Origin of the sequence: Tatumella ptyseos (genome assembly GCF_030552895.1) — a bacterium.
In the GTDB taxonomy this organism is placed as follows: domain Bacteria; phylum Pseudomonadota; class Gammaproteobacteria; order Enterobacterales; family Enterobacteriaceae; genus Rosenbergiella; species Rosenbergiella ptyseos_A.
In genome coordinates this window covers 722,790-740,826 of the sequence record NZ_CP130649.1, presented here as the reverse complement: position 1 = coordinate 740,826, position 18,037 = coordinate 722,790, and the positions used below count along the sequence as shown (strand labels likewise).

The following is an 18,037-nucleotide window of genomic DNA, read 5'->3' as shown; positions in this document are numbered from 1 at the left end:
TTCCCGTGACAGAACGTAGCACTGAACTGGTTAGAGGTTTCCGTCATACCGCCCCTTATATCAATACGCATCGCAACAAGACATTTGTCATCATGCTTGGGGGAGAGGCGATCTGCCACGAAAATTTCCTTAGTATCGTCAGCGACATCGGTCTTTTACACAGTTTAGGTATTCGTCTCGTCGTGGTCTATGGTGCGCGTCCACAAATTGATGCCAATTTACTCGAGCATAATATTGAGCCAACTTATCATAAATATACTCGAGTTACCGATGCGCAATCCTTGGAATTAGTCAAACAAGCGGCAGGTAGATTGCAATTAGATATCACCGCGCGGCTCTCAATGAGCTTAGGTAATACCCCCCTGCAAAACGCACATATTAATGTTGTCAGTGGTAACTTTATTATTGCTCAACCCTTAGGAGTCGATGATGGCGTGGATTATTGTCATTCTGGTCGTATCCGCCGTATCGATTATCAAGCCATCAATCAGCAATTAGACACGGGCGCCATTGTTCTGATTGGCCCAGTAGCCGTGTCGGTAACGGGTGAGAGTTTTAATCTAACTTCTGAAGAGATTGCGACACAAGTTGCCATCAAACTGAATGCCGCGAAGATGATAGGTTTTTGCTCAGAGCAAGGTGTTCCTGATGAAGAAGGTAAAATTATCTCTGAGATGTTCCCTGATCAAGCTCAACAACGGATCGAACAATATGAATCTACCGGCGATTATCTCTCCGGTACCGTGCGTTTTTTACGGGGTGCAATGCAAGCCTGCAGAAGTGGCGTACCGGGCAGCCATTTAATTAGTTATCTAGAGGATGGTGCGTTACTACAAGAGCTGTTTTCTCGCGAAGGGATCGGCACTCAAGTCGTTATGGCATCGGCTGAACAAGTTCGTAAAGCGACGATAGATGATATCGGTGGTATTTTGGAACTCATACGCCCTCTTGAACAGCAAGGTATTTTAGTCAGGCGTTCTCGTGAACAGCTGGAAATGGAAATTGATAAATTTACGGTAGTCGTACGCGACCAATTAACGATCGCCTGCGCCGCACTCTATCCTTTTGAGCAGGAGAAAATAGGCGAGATGGCCTGCGTCGCAGTACACCCTGATTACCGTAGCTCTTCGCGGGGTGATGTCTTACTCCAGCAAGTTAGCCAACAAGCAAGACAGTCAGGCTTAGAGAAGCTTTTTGTTCTCACGACGCGGAGTATTCACTGGTTTCAAGAACGTGGCTTCCAACCCGTCGATATAGAGTTTCTGCCTGAGAGCAAGCAGAAACTCTATAATTATCAACGTCGTTCTAAAATATTGATGCTAGACTTACATCAATAATCTTAGCGCAAGGCGGCGGTAAGCCCACTGCGACGCGCGGTCTGGTTAAGGATCGTGCGATGAAGGATCGTCGCCTCGCTATAAAGCGTTAATTGAGATCTCGCACGAGTAATCGCGGTATAGAGTAGTTCACGCGAAAGTACAGGACTAAACTGACGTGGCAAGACTAAAGCGGTATGGGTGAATTCAGAGCCCTGAGATTTATGCACTGTCATCACCCATGCTGTTTCATGCGCGGGTAATCGTGAAGGCTGTACCGCCCGTAATTCCCCATCGGGTAATTGGAAATAAACCTTTAATTGCTGCTCGCCATCTAACAAGGTGATGCCGATATCCCCATTGAATAATCCCAGACCATTATCATTACGGGTAATCATTATTGGTCGACCCACATAATCTTGCTGCGTAGAGGAGACCGATGCGAGTAGTCCTCGTTGACGCAAGGCCGTTTCAATACTCTGATTGAGCCCCTTTACCCCGAAAGCACCCTCGCGAAGCGCGCACAGCAATTGATATTCTGAGAACCTTGCAATAATTTGCTGAGGCGCCTCCCTCCCAACAACCGATTCTAAGAATGGTCGGTAGCCCTCACAGACCTCATTTAGCATCGTGCGCCAGTGGCTTTCATCACTAAGACCACGCCACTGGACATCAGGAAGTTCCGCTGAAAGTAGCGCTTGAGCCTTCGAGGTTTGTCCTTGATTCACGGCTCTTGCAAGCTGGCCAATTCCGGATGTCGCATCAAATCGGTAGCTATGTCTGAGCAAACAAATGTTATCTCGCAATTGTGGTGCTGAGGGATGCTCTTCCCCCTCAACCTCGCAACCGGTAAGGCGAGCTAATTGGGCTGCACGTGCCGAACTGTAACCATATTCTGCACTGCGACAAATATCCCCCAATACCGATCCGGCCTCGACCGAAGCAAGTTGATCGCGATCCCCTAAGAAGATAACGCGTGCCTGTTGAGGGAGTGCCGCGATCAGGTTCGCCATCATGGTCAGATCGACCATAGAAGCCTCATCGATAATTAAAATATCCAGATGCAGGGGATTTTGTGCATGGTAGCGCAGTTGGCGTGTGGTAGCTTGAGCCCCTAATAAGCGGTGTAACGTGGTTGCCTCTCGTGGAAAACGTTGGCGGATTGTGTCATCGACCTGTAAGGCGAGTAACGCTTTGCCTAGCGACTCAGTTAATCGCGCAGCGGCTTTACCGGTCGGTGCGGCCATTTGAATCCGTAACTTGTCTGGACTAAGTTGAATCAAGGCCGCTAACAGTTTGGCGACCGTCGTGGTTTTTCCTGTCCCGGGCCCACCAGAAATAATCGCATGGCGGGCAGTCAAGGCGACCGCGGCGGCAACCTTTTGATCGTTATTGACCGCATCACCAAATAACTGATCTAAAATCTGACGCGCCTGTGTTTCGTCACTTAACTTCTGCTCCAAACATGCGTTGAAAAACGCCGCGACCTGTTGTTCATGATGCCAAGCACGCTGTAAGTAAAGTTGCTGATCGACTAAGCAAAGTGGACCCACTTGCGCCGCCGAAGTGAGCGCTGACCAATTGGCCAATCGATGCTGCCAGGTTTCGGCATCCTCTGGGGCGTGGCATAGCTGCCAAAGCTGTTGAGCCGCAACACGCTGTTGTCCTGTCCACAGGACATCAGGCGTTAATGCCACCAGATCGAGACACACATGCCCCTCGCCAGCACTCGCACTGACACAGGCTGCAGCAAGGAAATAGTCAGCCCTATCGCCTTCACACACTAACCGAGCAAATTGTAAGTCCACGGCACGAAATAGCTGCGTGGAGTGGGCAAAAGCAATAACCTGATCAATGAGATTCATCAATTGCTTCCTCTTTACTGAAGAGATGATCCAGTTGTTCAATTAAGGCAAAAGACGGACGTGTAAAGAAGATCCCATTTCCGGGGAGATCATCCGCCATCCCTCGTAAAAATAGGTAATAAACACCGCCAAAATGCTGTTCATAATCATAATTAGGCAGGCGATGACGCAAGTAGCGATGAAGTGCGAGAGTATATAACTGATATTGAAAATCGTAGCGATGTTCAATCATTGCCCCTTGCATGGCGCTCTGAGTATAAGCTTGGCTATCCGCGCCTAGCCAATTCGACTTGTAATCGGCGATATAATATTTACCCTGCCAACGAAAAACTAAGTCAATAAAGCCTTTCAGCATTCCCTGAACCTGAGCGAAGACTAACTGTCCTGCTTGAGCAGATAAGGGATCATGATCTTTGATACAGTGATCGACGCTAATGGCATCGAGCCTCCTTTCAATCGGGATCCAAAATTCCATTTCGATTAATCGATCACGCTCTCGAATCGAGGAAAGTGAAGTACCGGCATCGGGAAGGGGTTGCGCTAAGACGCGCTCAATCCATTTCTGAACGACTGGCGTCCAACTCTCTTCATATCCCCACGCGAGCAATTGCTCTGCCACCCACTGCGTCTGGGGCGGCGCTGTAAAATCGAGATTTTCGAATAGGTGGTGCAAGAATGTCCCGGGTGCAGCGCCTTTTGGGAACTGATGCACGGTCGAAAGCGGCGAAAGCGCTTCCTCCTGCTCGGTAATGACTTCAGCATCAAATCCGGGTACAAAGAGTTGTCGGCTACTCGCATGGTGTGTCAGGGCTGAATAACTGGTCACACGCCAATGATCCTGTAACGACCGTTGTAGCACTTTTGCCGACACGGCTGTCGTGACCGCAGACTCTGGTTGATAGCGAGTGGACGTTGAGGCATGGGTCAATACGACCTCACACTCAGCATCCGCCATGTTCTCAAGAGCCTCAGCAAGCTGTTCTGCGCTAGCCGCTTGGCCTTTCTGTACCAAATACCCTACAGCACTGTGCTCCAATTCGGTCGGCCCTTGATACTTGCGTTTACGATAAAATAGCGGGGCGATACCAATACTACAGTGCCAAATTGCCCGTGTTAGGGCTACGTAGAGCAGGCGTAAATCCTCGGCCAGCCTCTCTTCTTCTGCTAAGGTTAAGCTCTCTTCGTCACCTTGTAGATCGAGTACCGCCGAGAAATGTTGTCGATCGTGGTATAGCGGTTGTTTCGTTTCTCGGTAACTTGCAATGAAGGGTAACCATACCAACGGATATTCCAAGCCCTTCGATTTATGGATCGTGACAATCTGCACAAGATCTTGGTCGCTCTCCAAGCGTAATTGCTGATTGCGCGCATTGTCGTCAGGTTGATCGACTTGCTGGGCAAAAAAACGTAACAGAGCATGGGGCGTATCATGTTCTGAAGAAGCGGTTTGTAAGAGCTCACTGACATGCAATAGATCGGTCAGTCGTCTCTCCCCCCGTGGGCTTGATAAGAGATTCTCGGCCAGACCATAGTCACGTAATACTTGACGAAACATGGGTAAAAAACCAAATTTTCGCCACTGTTGTTGCCACTCAGTAAACTGATCGGTAAGTGCATCCCATTGCCCACTATCGTGATTTAGCGCCTCTATTTGCGCAGCAGAGTAGCCTAACAGCTGGGTCGCCAGTGCAGTCCGTAATAATGACTCTTGCTGCGGGTGCAAAATAGCCTCTACTACCCAGAGTAACTCTTGTGCCTCCACTGTCTGGTAAACGCTATCTCGACTCGATAGATAGACCGACGCGATACCGAGTTGTTGCAGTGCATCGCGGATCAAACTGGCTTCACGACGACTGCGCACCAGCACGGTAATATCTGCTGCAGTAACCTTACGGCGCGTCTCGCCTCTGGCCAGCCATGCCTTTCCCTGCTGCCCTGCCGTCAACCATTGCGCAATATCATTCGCACAATAGTGCGCCATTGTCTGGTGGTAATCGGACACATTGCATCCTTCTCCCTCCTTTAGCCACCAGCGCATTGCAGGTTGCTGTTTACCCTCTCGCCACACACTCAGTGACTGATTATTAGGCGCAGAAGCAACAGGCAAAAAGGGAATATCGGCAAAGAGAAAAGGATGTTCGACTTGTTGAAATAGCCGATTAACGGTATCAACCATACCTGGCGAGGAGCGCCAATTAGTATGCAGTGAATAGTGGTCAGTGACTTCATCGCGCGCTTTAAGGTAAGTAAAAATATCTGCGCCACGGAAAGCATAGATCGCTTGCTTAGGATCGCCAATCAGCAGTAAGGCCGTATCTGAAGGCTGGGCATAAATACGGCTAAAAATCCGGTACTGAGTCGGATCCGTATCTTGGAACTCATCAACCATCGCTACGGGATAGCGTTGGCGGATCGCTTCGGCCAGCGCTTCGCCCTGTGCTGACTGAAGGCCGTGATCGAGCTTCGTTAATAGATCGTCGAAACTCAGCAGGGCGTAACGTTCTTTTTCTTGTCGTAAATTTGCGCGGATATCGTTAAGCGCTAAGGCGACTAATGGCTCATATAATGAGATCGGCGTAGCGAGAAAATGATCTATTGCTTCGAAGATCGGCTGTTGGGGCGCTTGCCCTTTTTTGGTTTTCTCAATGAGCAATGCCTGACCAAATTTTTCTAACTCTTTTTGTGGCAACTGATAACCAGTCTCATCACTTTCCGCCCAAAGCGTTATCACACTAATCCAGTTAGGGACGTGTCGCGAAGAATAACTCCTTTTATCGACATCAGACTTCATCACCCAGTCATACACTTCCGCAGCAACCTCTCGCCATTGCTGCTTTAATGCGAGAATACGACGGCTATTTTCATGATGACACGCCGTCAAATCTGGCGTAGAGAGCGGGTGTTTGAGTTCAGGGGCGTCACCCTGTAACCAGCTTTTAACCGAGTGCAATAGATGCTCAGGGCCACTGAACAGTGCCATCACCTCTTGCGCAATCGCGTCTTCTAAGGGATAACAATAGCGTCGCCAAAAATCCTCTGTTGCTTGGCGTAAGAGTTGTTGCTCATCCTCCAGTAACTGTTGTTGAAACAACATCCCCGATTCAAAGGCGTTAAGATTTAACATTCGCTGACAGAAGCCGTGTATCGTATAAATGGCCGATTCATCCATCTGCCTTTCGGCCAATAATAAGGTCATCGCGGCTTGCGCTTTATCGTCAATTTCCGCTAATAATTGTTTCATCACCGGATGTTCGGAATCACCGCGAATACAGGCAATCCTTAACTGATGAATATTATCGCGAATACGCCCTCGAAGTTCTTCAGTGGCCGCCTCGGTAAAGGTCACCACTAAAATCTCTTCCACTGAGAGTAGTCGGGGCCAAGCGTTCTCCTTGCCCAGTCCTAACAGCAAGCGTAAATAGAGAATGGCCAGCGTAAAGGTCTTACCTGTACCGGCTGAGGCTTCAATAAGTCGTTGCCCCTGCAAAGGTAGAGTAAAAGGATTCAGAATTATCGACGAAGAGGTAGGGTTCATGATGCGGCCTCCGACGTTACAGGGCAATGTGATTGCAATACCGGTAAATACCAACATTCTGCTTGCTGACAAATAGCCGTAACCTGTTCTGCAGTTAATTGCGGTGCTAACCGTTGTAGATAGGGGTCGCTCCCCTCTCCGTCCATCAGGTACCCTTCATTCCAGGCGCTGTGTAAGTGTTGTAAGGCACGCTCCTGCGTACTTTCCTGCCAATCAATGACGGGAGGTTGACTATTTTTAAGTAATGCTGCCTGCAACCAACTCCCCCCACTCTCTTTCAACAACCAGAGTGGTTCGACCAACCCTTGGTAATAGCCCTGCATCAGTCGTTCCAGCTCGACTTTCGCCGCCTCCGTTGACAGGGGTAAAAAACGCCAGCAGCTCTCGTCCCGTCCATATAATCGGCTGATACCTTGCCCCCCCATCGCACAATAGAGTAAGTGTTCAATCCATAACACTAACCCATCGGTTAAATTGAGCTTGCCGGGACGCCAGCGTAGCAGACCATCTGCCTGAACCTGAGGTAACCACCCCACTACACGGGTTTCCTTCAACATAAGATCGACTTCCAAGCTCTGGGTAGGCTGTCTTTCCGCCACAACGGTATCGGCGATTTTCTCCATCTCGAGACATTGTCGCTGCCAGAGTAGTCGGCCATATGCACCATAAGGCAGCTGCCCTGATAGACGATAATGGCGATAAAGCGGCTCAGCCGGCTGTTCGTCGATTAAGGTATTTAATAACCGTTGGTTGAGCTGATAACGGGTCAAATTATCGTGGATAAAAGGTTCACTCTCAGGAAGTCCAACCTCTTCACGTTGAAAATAGACGCCTAAGCGCCGAGTAAACCATGCTCGAATCGGGTGCCGCCAAAAACTGATGAAGGCGGTAAGAGAAAGCTCTTCAGGAATATAAGGGTCGAGAGGTTGGGAAAAGAGCGGCTGTGGCAGCCCTTCACGATTCGCCGCCGCTGTCCATTGCTGAGCAAAGGAGTGCCAAGGGTTCTGTTCACTAAAATTTTCCGCAGAAAACGGCGTGCGGGCTTGGGCTAAAACCAGATGTTGCTGGACGCGCCGTGCGCTTTCATCGACATCACAGTGTGCATCGCCCTCGAGGTAAAAACTTTGCCCGATATATTCCAATAACTCCGTGACCAATACCGAGGCAAGGCGAGGCTGATTATCTTGTATCGAGCGCCCCACATAGCTGACATAAAAATAGTGCTGTGCCGAGGTTAAAGCTTCCAGGAAGAGATAGCGGTCATCGTCGCGGCGATTTCTATCCCCTTTACGGGGTTGTTTCGGCATCAGATCAAAACCGGAAGGCAGCAAAGTTCGTGGATAGACCCCATCATTCATGCCTAACAGACAGACCACCTTAAAGGGGATAGAGCGCATAGGCATTAATGTGCAGAAGTTAACCTGTCCCGCTAAGAATCGCTGGCTAATACGCTGTTGTTCAAGTCTGCCGCGAAGTTCATCCCGTAATAGTGTCATAGGAATAGGTTGCGTGTACTGCGCCGTAATCCCCTCTTGGATCACCTTACGCCACTGTTCGTGAATCACTTCTAACGCGGCTTGGCTCTCTGCATCGCCAATAAAAAAGCGCTCGGTCAATTGCCGACAATAGGGTAACCACTCCTCGAGCGTGTAGGATTGGGTGAGACGTTCACGCCACTCACGGAGTGCGGCCAGAAACTCAGCCAATTGTCCGGCTAATTCTCCCAATAATCCTGCACTTTCATCGAAGGGTAATATGCCCTGCCAATCCCCTTGCGTACTATCCATGGCGACACCGAGAAGCATACGTTGGATCCCAAACTGCCAAGTGTGCTGACCGGTGACGGGTAGCGCGAGATCGGCAACGCTTTCATCATCTAATCCCCAGCGAATCCCAGACGCTTCGACCCAATGACGCAAGCGCTGTAGCTGTTCTTCACTGATAGCAAAACGCTCAGCGAGTGCCGGCACTTCAAGCAGGGACAATACCTGTTCTGATGTAAAACGGCTATCAGGTAGCATTAATAATTGGATAAACGCTTGGATGACTGGGTGTGCATAGCTGGCACTGCGATCCGAGATAGAAAAAGGTAAATAAGCTTCATTATTCGCTTTCGAGAAAGCCGCTTCAATATACGGGGTATAGATATCGATATCGGCCACCATCACGATAATATCGCGTGGACTGAGGTCCGGATCGTTCTCGAGTAACGTGAGAAGATAGTCCCGCAGAACTTCGACTTCACGCTGAGCATTGTGGCAACTACTTAGGGTGATTGAGCGATCGTCATGCGCCAACGGTCGCTTGCTGTTGCTGTTGATAAACTGTTCAGACGTTAATCCGACGATTGAATGATCTTCTAATTGTAAAATATCGTGCTGCAGTTGCGAGAGCAGATGAGTCGGTTCACTTTCAACAAACGCATGAATCTCATCATTCACACTTTCCATCTGCGCCAGCAGATAGAGATTATCCCGTCCTTGTCGCCCCCATGAAGCGAGTAGAGGGTTCGGCAGCGCTTGTTCACCCTCTTCACTAAATAGTTGTGGCGCAATATCCGGCGCTTTAAATAAAGCGCGCTGCTCACCGGTGTCTTGCCACTGTTGTTGCTTCAGTGCATAAACCTTACGTCGCCGGGTGAGTAGCCGAGCAAGGAATGCGCGGTCTTGAATATCGCCCCAGTAGTGTTGGCACGGGTTGGTAAAGAGAAGATGGATTTCGCAATGCCGACCTAAGGCTTCGAGCGCCTGCAAATAGATTGGCGGTAAAGAGGAAATCCCACAGATAAAGACCCGCTTGGGTAAAACGGCCTGCAAGTCAGTGCCGGCGAGACGCTGTATAAAGCGTTGATAAAGATTAGCACGGTGCCATTCGGGTTGACCAATCTGCGCAGTGTAGTCGACCAGTGCTTGCCATAGCGGCGCTTGCCATGTTTGAGCACCCCCTAATTCCGCAATACACTCTCCCTGCTCCCATAGCGCTAACCAGTCAGGACGGTACACTAGGTAGTGGTCGAAGAGGTCAGCGACTTGTGCACAAAGTTGGTATAACTTGCGGGGATCCCCCTCCTCAGCAAGATAATCGCTAAGCACCTGAAACGCTGGCTCCTCTCGCAAAGAAGGTAAGAGATGCATCAGTTTCCATGTCATCGCACTTTTCGTAAACGCGCTCTCAGTGGGAATATTAGGTAAGACGGCAACGAACATCTGCCAAATGAAGGTTGCAGGGAGCGGAAAATGAATATTAGCAGCAATACGCGAATGAAAACCTAAGGCTAATTCCATTTGCAGCCACTGTGCCATGCCGGGGCTTTGTACCAATACCACTTCCTGTTCAAGGGGGTCGGGTAGCGGATCATTCTCCATTATCGAGGTGACCAGATCTTTCAATAAATCAAGACGATTTGAATGCCAAACACGAAACATTGTGACCTCTTCTCCTACAACCCAGTACAGCAGTATACCTTGCCTCGTCGCGGATCACGACCTACTCGTCCCCTTTCTGCGGACAATGTAAACGTTCCAAATACAGTGGTGAACGCTTTGCCACTTGCCAGGCGACACGTTGCCAATAGCAGCCATGGGTTTCCGCAATCAGCTGTTCGATAATGGCGTCGTTAGCGCTCTGACGTCCTTCTAACTGTTGCGCTAATACCCACCACGTTTCACGGCGTTGCCACAGAGTCTGCTCACTGAGCTGTAAGCTACTGATAAACTGTAAAATCAGTAAACTACTGATCGATAATAATGTTAAGGCAATCAGCACCTCAACCAAGCTTATCCCTAAACAATGATGCGGTGCACAGTTCGGTGGACAGTGGGCAGTCATCGGTCCAGCCGCGAGGATGTCGCCGGAGTCGTCCTGGGGAAAGTTCATTGAAAATGACTCGCTGCCAAAGTAACCACTCACTCTTTTCAGAGGCACCTCGTAACCAGCCCTCCGATGGCGAAGTTTGTAAAAAACAGACCGAGAAAGAAGCTGACGGCGATAACGGGCATTGCCACCCTTGTGCCACTGACCAGGTGAAGGCTCGCCCCCAAGCCAACGCTGACTGCGCTTGATAGAATGCTCGAAAATAATTTTTCTCATCGTTGACCTGCTGTGCTCCATAACGCAGAGAATCACTGCTCAAGCGTAAAACACCTATTGCTAACATCATGACCAGTAGGACGCTTAATAAGGCCACACTCCCTGCTTGTGATGAGCTACGAGATGAAATAGCCATTAGCTATTCTCTCGATTAACTCTGTGTTGGCGATTAAGTGTGTACTTACCCGCTTTTATCCTTAGGTAGATTTCTACCTGCTGAGCGACCCTCTTTACCTGGAAATCAACCACTTGCACCTGTGTAGGGAGGGTTAAGCGCGACCACTGCCCTGAGTGACAATCGACCACCCCTCTGGCACTCTCTATGGCTAGCCCACGGTATCGGTAACCGAAATAATCGCTTTGTGAATGCGCGGGGCCTTCCCATTGACCATTGGCATTATCATCCCAGCGAATAAGTAAACACTTACCTTCATCTTTGATTTCCATACTGACCCCGCCACAGCGATCTCCATTACAAAATCCTGCTCGACGAATCGCTTTTTCGAGTAAGAGTAGTAATCGTTGCATTTCAGTGCGGACCCATTGCCGTTGTTCCATCGCTGACATCTGTTGCCATACCAAGGGTAATAAACGTTCAGCACTAAGTAGAAGTATGGCGCCAATCGTTAAGGCGATCAGGAGTTCAATCAGACTAAAACCGGCTTGACGTTCAATAGCTGACTTCATTGACACCCCTTAATATGGCTCTCGCAGTAACGGACTCTGCCATGGGTAGAAATAATGACTCTCCAACGTGTAGCCTGATTCCCAATTTCAAAGCTTCCCGGCCAAGCGGTGCCATGTTTTCCAAAAAAACGGGGCTCACCCACCACCGCTAACAACTTTACTTTGGGAGTGTTAGGTTTCCACGTCCACTTTTTGTTCCTACCGGTCCAGCGTTCGCTTACCGCACTAATTTCTGTCTCCTCATTTTGTAGCGAATGCCTAAATTTTATCGTTAAGTGATAGGCATTGGCCTGCTGGCGTAAACGATCTAAAAAATAGGTTAACTCTTTTGCACTGGCCTTGACCTGCTGTCGAGATTGCCACTGATTTAAGGACTGACTCCCTAAGCCTGTTAATACTGCAGTGATCACTAACACTATCAGTATCTCTAGCAGGGTGAATCCAGCGGTAGACATCCTAGAATATAATCGCATTGGTACAGTTTACTGCTTTATGAAAAAGAACAACCAAACCATTAGCTTTATTCTGCGAGGAAAGCTTTAATTAATATCCCTACTCGTTATTTTGGTTATTTATAATACGATCTCGATCCCGAAACGAAAATCAATTGATTACTTTTTCAAACGCAGGAGAGAATATAGATGAAATCAATTTCTAAAAAATATTTATGACTACTATAGAAATTAGAATATCCGTTTTCTTTCAAAGAGAGGGGTAACTAATAAATGCGGCAATGCTAAAGCGGTAAGTAGTGTAAAGAGATTACGTACGCTATTTTGTGCTGAAGGTAATAAAAAAAATATAGCAGCAAAAGTAAAGAGAAGTGCACCGACTAATATAGGCCATGTTACTCGTAAATAATCATAATAATTACGACAACCCAAGGCAGTACAGCGTTCATCAGTTTGTGGAAAAGCATGAAGAATTAAAAAACCGACAGAAAACCCCACTAATGGTGGGAAAAAAAGTAACGCCACCACACCAGTGAAACGTCGATATTGTTGAGTAAACAGCATCAGACAAATTAATCCTCCGGCGCAGAGTGCCCCGGTCCCTTGGAGTAGGTTCATCATCACCCCCAATGCTGCCGGTGAGAATCCAGCATAGTTTAGGAGATCGGCCGTATCGCTACGATAAAAAACCGCTGGGATAGTTACTAATCCTATACCTAAGGCCACACGAGTAAGCCAGCCGCTTTGCGTCGGCTCTTCAAGTGTGAAATGTATCGCTGAAGCCACTAAGAAACCAGGTAATGCGCTGGTGGGAAAGTGCTGCCAGCCTAGCAAGCAGACCGTCATAATACTGACATAGCCGCAAAGGAATCCGACTCTTTTTTCAGGTGGAACGACGGCTAAATCACTGGCGCCATGGGCCATACCCACGATGCCAATCGCTACGCTGGCGAAGAGTAGTTGAACCATTAGTGGACAAAAAGAGGCAGCGAAAGCTGCCCCATAAAGTAACATCCAGCCCCTTTTACGGTTCAGCTTGACACTCATACCGTAGTATTATCAATGGTCGATGTTTGGAAAGATTTTACTAAGACTCTTGCCGCATAGAATGCATAGAAGACTTTTGCGATAACATCTAACACTAGGAAGCTCCATACCGATGCTGCATCACTGATTACACCTAAGCCTTCAGGCCCAAGCAGAAAAACAACAGGGTAAATAAGCCAGACTAAGGTCAGCAGAGTAATATTTTTGTAATATCCTCCTGCAGTCGTGAGTTCACGCGTCGCAGCAATTTTACGTAAGGGCCGCCATAATAAGAAAAGTACACCCAGGAAGGCGACACAAGACCATAAATACCAGATTGCTTTCAACATAAAAGCATCTGCCAGCGAGGATAATAATCCTGTAATGACCATGATAATATCTAAGCCAATAATTGCCGTTAAATATCCACTTATTTGGCTTGAAGGACCATATTCATGAAAGGCAATCATCACCAAGCCTGCTAATAAAATAGGTGTTGTCACAGACCAGTCAATATATCTCGCAAAATAAATAGTTGTTCCATTATCAGACATTACATTTCCCACCCCTAACGCCATCGCTAAATAAGCGGTAGCAGCGATAAAGGTGACCATGGCATGCATCATAACATGATTTTTAATGGCAACTTTTTTCCTTCCAGAAAGGTAAATTAATAATGTCGAGAGTGACATTATTGTAAAACCGGCAATCAGTGGAACTTGGCCCATTAAACCCCCTCCAGACAGAGTTATAATAGTTCTTATTGAACATAATGATCAGGATAATCATATGAAGATAAGTATATGAGGGGATTAATTTTCTGCAAATTTAAACAGCGATATTTATGAAAATAAATACTCTTCTCGCCGCTTGATAAAATCCAGATTGTAGATTAAGCATGCGCTGAAAAGATAACGAATTATAGGGTATTGAAATGAAAAAAGTCTGCAACCCTAATAGGGTTACAGACTTGGATACTGAGACGCTTTCGGCCGTTAAGGTTGAAACTCGACGACTTAAATTGCGACGGGGGCCTTGATCGCTGGATGTGGATCGTAGCCTTCGATATCGAAATCATCGAAGCAGTAATCAAAAATGGTGTCAGGCTTACGCTTAATGACCAATTTAGGAAGCGCTCGAGGTTCGCGGCTTAATTGTAGGTTCGCCTGTTCCAAGTGATTGGAATAGAGATGCGTATCTCCGCCTGTCCAGACGAAATCGCCCACCTCGAGATCGCACTGCTGCGCAATCATATGCACTAATAAAGCATAACTGGCGATGTTAAAAGGTAAGCCTAAGAACACATCACAAGAGCGTTGATAGAGCTGACAACTCAATTTACCGTTTACCACATAGAATTGGAAAAAGGCATGACAAGGCGCCAGCGCCATTTTATCTAACTCTCCCACATTCCACGCTGATACGATGATGCGGCGTGAATCGGGGTCCTGTTTAATCTGGCGGATCACTTCACTAATTTGGTCGATATGACGGCCATCAGCGGCTGGCCAACTACGCCATTGTTGACCATAAACCGGACCTAAGTTCCCTTGCTCATCTGCCCACTCATCCCAAATCGTTACCTTGTTCTCTTTCAGGTAAGCGATATTAGTGTCGCCTTTCAAAAACCACAGTAACTCATGAATAATTGAGCGCAGATGGCATTTTTTGGTGGTGACGAGGGGAAAACCCTGTTGCAGATCGAAGCGCATTTGGTGACCAAAAATAGATAAGGTTCCAGTACCGGTACGGTCGTCTTTTACCGCGCCTTCAGAGAGGACTTTCTGCATCAGTTGCAAATATTGGTTCATTTTACTTCACTCGTTACAGTCTTTGACTGGCGTTTGTATGCCCAAATCATCATTATCACTCCAGCGACAATCATTGGGATAGACAAGATCTGCCCCATGCTGATCACCCCACCGAATAACCCAAGCTGCGCATCAGGCTGGCGGAAAAACTCGGCGATAATACGGAAAGCGCCATAGCCTATCAGAAATAGACCCGAAACACTGCCCATTGGACGCGGTTTACGAATAAACAGATTCAGAATAATAAAGAGGACCACACCTTCTAAGGCTAATTCGTATAGCTGCGAGGGGTGACGCGGCAGTACGCCATAGGTGTCTAGCAGAGATTGCCACTGCGGATGGCTTGGGATTAAGGCTATGTCTTCATCACGGGAGCCTGGGAACAACATTGCCCAAGACGAATTAGGGTCTACACGTCCCCACAACTCACCATTGATAAAGTTACCTAAGCGACCTGCGCCTAAGCCAAATGGAATCAACGGCGCAATAAAATCGGAAACTTGGAAGAAGTTACGGTGGGTTCTACGGGCAAATACTAGCATCACGACAATGACACCAATTAACCCACCGTGGAACGACATTCCACCGTCCCAAACTTTGAATAGATAGAGCGGATTTTCTAAGAAAAGCGGTAAGTTATAGAATAAGACATAACCGATCCGGCCCCCTAAAAATACCCCTAAGAAACCGGCGTAGAGAAGATTTTCAACTTCGTTTTTGGTCCAACCACTGCCAGGCTTATTTGCACGCCGGGTTGCTAACCACATGGCGAAAATAAAGCCGACCAAATACATCAACCCATACCAGTGAAGGGAGATTGGACCGATAGAGAAAATTACCGGGTCAAATTGTGGAAACTTAAGATAGCTCGCAGTCATCTTGCACCATTGGTTGTTAAATCAATCACTCGCGCCTCATTATTAAGGGGGTGAACAAATAGGTTGGGCGAAATCATAGCATAAGCCCGCAAGATTGCGGGCCAGTAAATGTAGCCGAGTATTAACGACCGCCGCGGATTAACCCGCCTAATCCACGACGTTCCATAAAGACCGAGATTTGGTAGCGGACCTCGCTGGTCGTACTGGACTGTAAAACTTGCGCCGCCAGTTGTTCGGTCTCATTACATTCTAAGTGTCGTAATAGGTATTTTACCCGCGGGATATTTTTCCCGTTCATACTCAAGTGGCGATAGCCCATCCCGACCAGTAGCGGCACACAAGTTGGGTCGCCAGCCATTTCCCCACATAAACAGACAGGTAAGTTGACGCGCGTAGCGAGGGTCATAATACGGTAGAGCGCCTGTAAAACCGCGGGATGTAAGGCACTATATAAGTTCGCGACCCGGGTATTATTACGGTCTACCGCTAGCAAATATTGGGTTAAATCGTTGGTCCCTACCGAAATAAAGTCGACCTTTCGTGCCAATTGTGGGATCAAAAAGATCATTGAGGGTACTTCCAGCATAATCCCAACTTCCGGCGAAGGGATCTCATAACCCAGGAGTTCTTCGACCTCATAAATCGCGCGATCAATCAGGTGGCGGGCATCATCGATCTCTTCGATGCTAGTGATCATCGGCAGCAGGATCCGTAAATTACCCGACGCGGCATTCGCCCTTAACATCGCACGGATCTGGACCAAGAAGATTTCGGGTTGATCTAAGGTCAACCGAATACCCCGCCAACCCAGGGCCGGGTTCTCTTCGCTAATCGGCATATAAGGCAATTGCTTATCTGCCCCAATGTCGAGCGTTCTCAAGGTCACCGGTTTCTGGTGGAAGAGCTGTAACATCCCTTGATATTGAGCGACTTGCTCCTCTTCCGAAGGAAAGCCACTTTGCAACATAAAGGGAACTTCTGTGCGGTAAAGCCCTATCCCTTCAACCCATTTATCTTGATTGAGCTCCAATTCGGCGCTTAATCCCGCGTTAAGCATAATGGCAATATGCTCTCCACTCTTCAATTCGCCCGGTAACTCGGCCGCGGTTTCCGCCGTTTTACTAAGTGCATTTTCCTCTTTAAGCAGGCGTTGATACTCTTTAATCAGTATCGGTTCCGGCTCTATTAACACTTCACCACGGTAACCGTCGACTATTAGCTGACGCTTATCAAGTTGTTCCGGCCGGATATCGACGCCCATTACGGTGGGAATACCCATGGCGCGTGTCAGAATGGCGGCGTGGGAGTTTGCAGCGCCATCTCTGACGACTATCCCTGCCAAGCGATCTTGAGGGATCTCAGCAAGCGATGTCGCGGTTAATTCGTCGGCAACTAAAACAAAGCGTTCGGGCCAGCTGTTACTCCCCTGTAAGGAGTCATCGAGGTGAAAAAGTAGGCGTTGACCTAACTCCCGTAAATCGTTGGCGCGGTCGCGCAGATAGTTATCTTTTAGCTCCAAAAACTGTGCGGCGAATTTTTCAATCACGACTTTAACCGCCCACTCTGCCACAATGCCTTGCTCGATTTCCGCCAGCAGGCTTTTTTTCAGCCGAGGCTCACTTAATAAATGGGAATAGAGATTAAAAATCTCTGCGCTCTCTTTCTGCGCGCTGCCTGAAAAACGTTTACTGTAACGCCGAAACTCCTCTGCGGCTTCAGACATGGCCAATAACATGCGTTCTTGTTCTTGCTCAATATCGAGCGCTGAAGCTCGGGTAACCTGTTCGAGAAGTGGCTGTACCTGGTCAACCCACCCCGGTGCTATAGCCACGCCAGGCGAGGCGGCAATGCCCTGAAGGCGACTCTGACGATATAAACCAAATAATTGGCGAAGTTGCGAGGGAGAGAGCAGTGTGGCGACCTGGGTCGCCAAGGTGACGAGAAACGACTCTTCACTTTCATCATACTGACGGGGTTCACGCTGTTGCACGACCAGCACGCCGAGTACCGTACGGCGTGAGACGATCGGGGCGCCAAGAAAGGCGCGATAGTGTTCTTCGTTAACCGAAGGAATGTACTTAAAACTAGGGTGAGAAGGCGCATCCGCTAAGTTTATTGGTTCAGCAAGGCGTCCTACTAAACCAACAATACCTTCATCTAAGGCGAGGGTGATGTTTTTGCCACGAGGTTTTTTAAGGCCCCGGGTTGCCATCAAATAGTAGCAACCACGCTCATGATCTGCCAAGTAGATGGAACAGACTTCTGTTTCCATCGTATGACAAATCTCATTTACGAGAATTTCTAATGCATCATTGAGCCGCGGCGCACTCGCCACTTTTTCAACAATATCCCGTAACTGTGTGAGCTTCAATGCCATC

General features: G+C 48.2%; 13 protein-coding genes. 1 reads left to right on the top strand and 12 read right to left on the bottom strand.

The window, feature by feature from the left end:
• Window positions 1-5: 5 nt before the first annotated feature.
• Complete coding sequence (argA, locus tag QJR74_RS03565) at window positions 6-1,337, top strand: amino-acid N-acetyltransferase (protein WP_304373248.1); 1,332 nt, start codon at window positions 6-8, stop codon at window positions 1,335-1,337.
• Window positions 1,338-1,339: 2 nt separating this feature from the next.
• On the opposite strand, the gene recD is transcribed toward argA, so the two are convergent.
• From recD to ptsP, 12 genes are all read right to left on the bottom strand, one after another.
• Window positions 1,340-3,181: an exodeoxyribonuclease V subunit alpha gene (gene recD, locus QJR74_RS03560; RefSeq protein ID WP_304373247.1), complete on the bottom strand. Its 1,842-nt coding sequence runs from the start codon at window positions 3,179-3,181 to the stop codon at window positions 1,340-1,342.
• Window positions 3,168-6,716, bottom strand: coding sequence for an exodeoxyribonuclease V subunit beta (gene recB, locus QJR74_RS03555; protein ID WP_304373246.1), 3,549 nt, complete (start codon window positions 6,714-6,716; stop codon window positions 3,168-3,170). The genes recD and recB overlap by 14 nt, the downstream gene beginning before the upstream one ends.
• Window positions 6,713-10,141, bottom strand: coding sequence for an exodeoxyribonuclease V subunit gamma (gene recC / locus QJR74_RS03550; RefSeq protein WP_304373245.1), 3,429 nt, complete (start codon window positions 10,139-10,141; stop codon window positions 6,713-6,715). Before recC ends, recB begins: the two co-directional genes overlap by 4 nt.
• 61 nt (window positions 10,142-10,202) lie before the next feature.
• On the bottom strand, window positions 10,203-10,490 hold the full coding sequence (locus QJR74_RS03545) for a hypothetical protein (RefSeq protein ID WP_441007628.1): 288 nt from the start codon (window positions 10,488-10,490) through the stop codon (window positions 10,203-10,205).
• Window positions 10,483-10,941: a DUF2509 family protein gene (locus tag QJR74_RS03540; protein WP_304373244.1), complete on the bottom strand. Its 459-nt coding sequence runs from the start codon at window positions 10,939-10,941 to the stop codon at window positions 10,483-10,485. Before QJR74_RS03540 ends, QJR74_RS03545 begins: the two co-directional genes overlap by 8 nt.
• Complete coding sequence (locus QJR74_RS03535) at window positions 10,941-11,492, bottom strand: prepilin peptidase-dependent protein (RefSeq protein WP_304373242.1); 552 nt, start codon at window positions 11,490-11,492, stop codon at window positions 10,941-10,943. Before QJR74_RS03535 ends, QJR74_RS03540 begins: the two co-directional genes overlap by 1 nt.
• A complete protein-coding gene (locus QJR74_RS03530) occupies window positions 11,489-11,965 on the bottom strand; it encodes a prepilin-type N-terminal cleavage/methylation domain-containing protein (protein ID WP_304373241.1) in 477 nt (158 codons plus the stop codon). The genes QJR74_RS03535 and QJR74_RS03530 overlap by 4 nt, the downstream gene beginning before the upstream one ends.
• Window positions 11,966-12,175: 210 nt before the next feature.
• Entirely contained in the window at window positions 12,176-12,958 is a 783-nt protein-coding gene (locus QJR74_RS03525; protein WP_304373240.1) for a Brp/Blh family beta-carotene 15,15'-dioxygenase, read from the bottom strand.
• Window positions 12,959-12,987: 29 nt separating this feature from the next.
• Window positions 12,988-13,698, bottom strand: coding sequence for a bacteriorhodopsin (locus tag QJR74_RS03520; RefSeq protein WP_304373239.1), 711 nt, complete (start codon window positions 13,696-13,698; stop codon window positions 12,988-12,990).
• Window positions 13,699-13,986: 288 nt separating this feature from the next.
• Window positions 13,987-14,781 carry a thymidylate synthase gene (thyA, locus tag QJR74_RS03515; RefSeq protein WP_304373238.1) on the bottom strand — a complete coding sequence of 265 codons (795 nt, stop codon included), beginning with the start codon at window positions 14,779-14,781 and terminating at the stop codon, window positions 13,987-13,989.
• Complete coding sequence (lgt, locus tag QJR74_RS03510) at window positions 14,778-15,659, bottom strand: prolipoprotein diacylglyceryl transferase (protein ID WP_304373237.1); 882 nt, start codon at window positions 15,657-15,659, stop codon at window positions 14,778-14,780. The genes thyA and lgt overlap by 4 nt, the downstream gene beginning before the upstream one ends.
• 121 nt (window positions 15,660-15,780) lie before the next feature.
• The gene (ptsP, locus tag QJR74_RS03505; RefSeq protein ID WP_304373236.1) at window positions 15,781-18,036 is read right to left on the bottom strand and encodes a phosphoenolpyruvate--protein phosphotransferase; all 2,256 of its coding nucleotides are present in this window, start codon (window positions 18,034-18,036) and stop codon (window positions 15,781-15,783) included.
• Between the last annotated feature and the right edge of the window lies 1 nt (window position 18,037).

What these genes read in the sequence shown, in the direction of transcription:
- recC (WP_304373245.1), bottom strand. Translation starts at nt 10,141, where the DNA reads ATGTTTCGTGTTTGGCATTCAAATCGTCTTGATTTATTGAAAGATCTG.
- QJR74_RS03525 (WP_304373240.1), bottom strand. Translation starts at nt 12,958, where the DNA reads ATGTTACTTTATGGGGCAGCTTTCGCTGCCTCTTTTTGTCCACTAATG.
- recB (WP_304373246.1), bottom strand. Translation starts at nt 6,716, where the DNA reads ATGAACCCTACCTCTTCGTCGATAATTCTGAATCCTTTTACTCTACCT.
- lgt (WP_304373237.1), bottom strand. Translation starts at nt 15,659, where the DNA reads ATGACTGCGAGCTATCTTAAGTTTCCACAATTTGACCCGGTAATTTTC.
- ptsP (WP_304373236.1), bottom strand. Translation starts at nt 18,036, where the DNA reads ATGGCATTGAAGCTCACACAGTTACGGGATATTGTTGAAAAAGTGGCG.
- QJR74_RS03535 (WP_304373242.1), bottom strand. Translation starts at nt 11,492, where the DNA reads ATGAAGTCAGCTATTGAACGTCAAGCCGGTTTTAGTCTGATTGAACTC.
- recD (WP_304373247.1), bottom strand. Translation starts at nt 3,181, where the DNA reads ATGAATCTCATTGATCAGGTTATTGCTTTTGCCCACTCCACGCAGCTA.
- thyA (WP_304373238.1), bottom strand. Translation starts at nt 14,781, where the DNA reads ATGAACCAATATTTGCAACTGATGCAGAAAGTCCTCTCTGAAGGCGCG.
- QJR74_RS03520 (WP_304373239.1), bottom strand. Translation starts at nt 13,698, where the DNA reads ATGGGCCAAGTTCCACTGATTGCCGGTTTTACAATAATGTCACTCTCG.
- QJR74_RS03540 (WP_304373244.1), bottom strand. Translation starts at nt 10,941, where the DNA reads ATGGCTATTTCATCTCGTAGCTCATCACAAGCAGGGAGTGTGGCCTTA.
- QJR74_RS03530 (WP_304373241.1), bottom strand. Translation starts at nt 11,965, where the DNA reads ATGCGATTATATTCTAGGATGTCTACCGCTGGATTCACCCTGCTAGAG.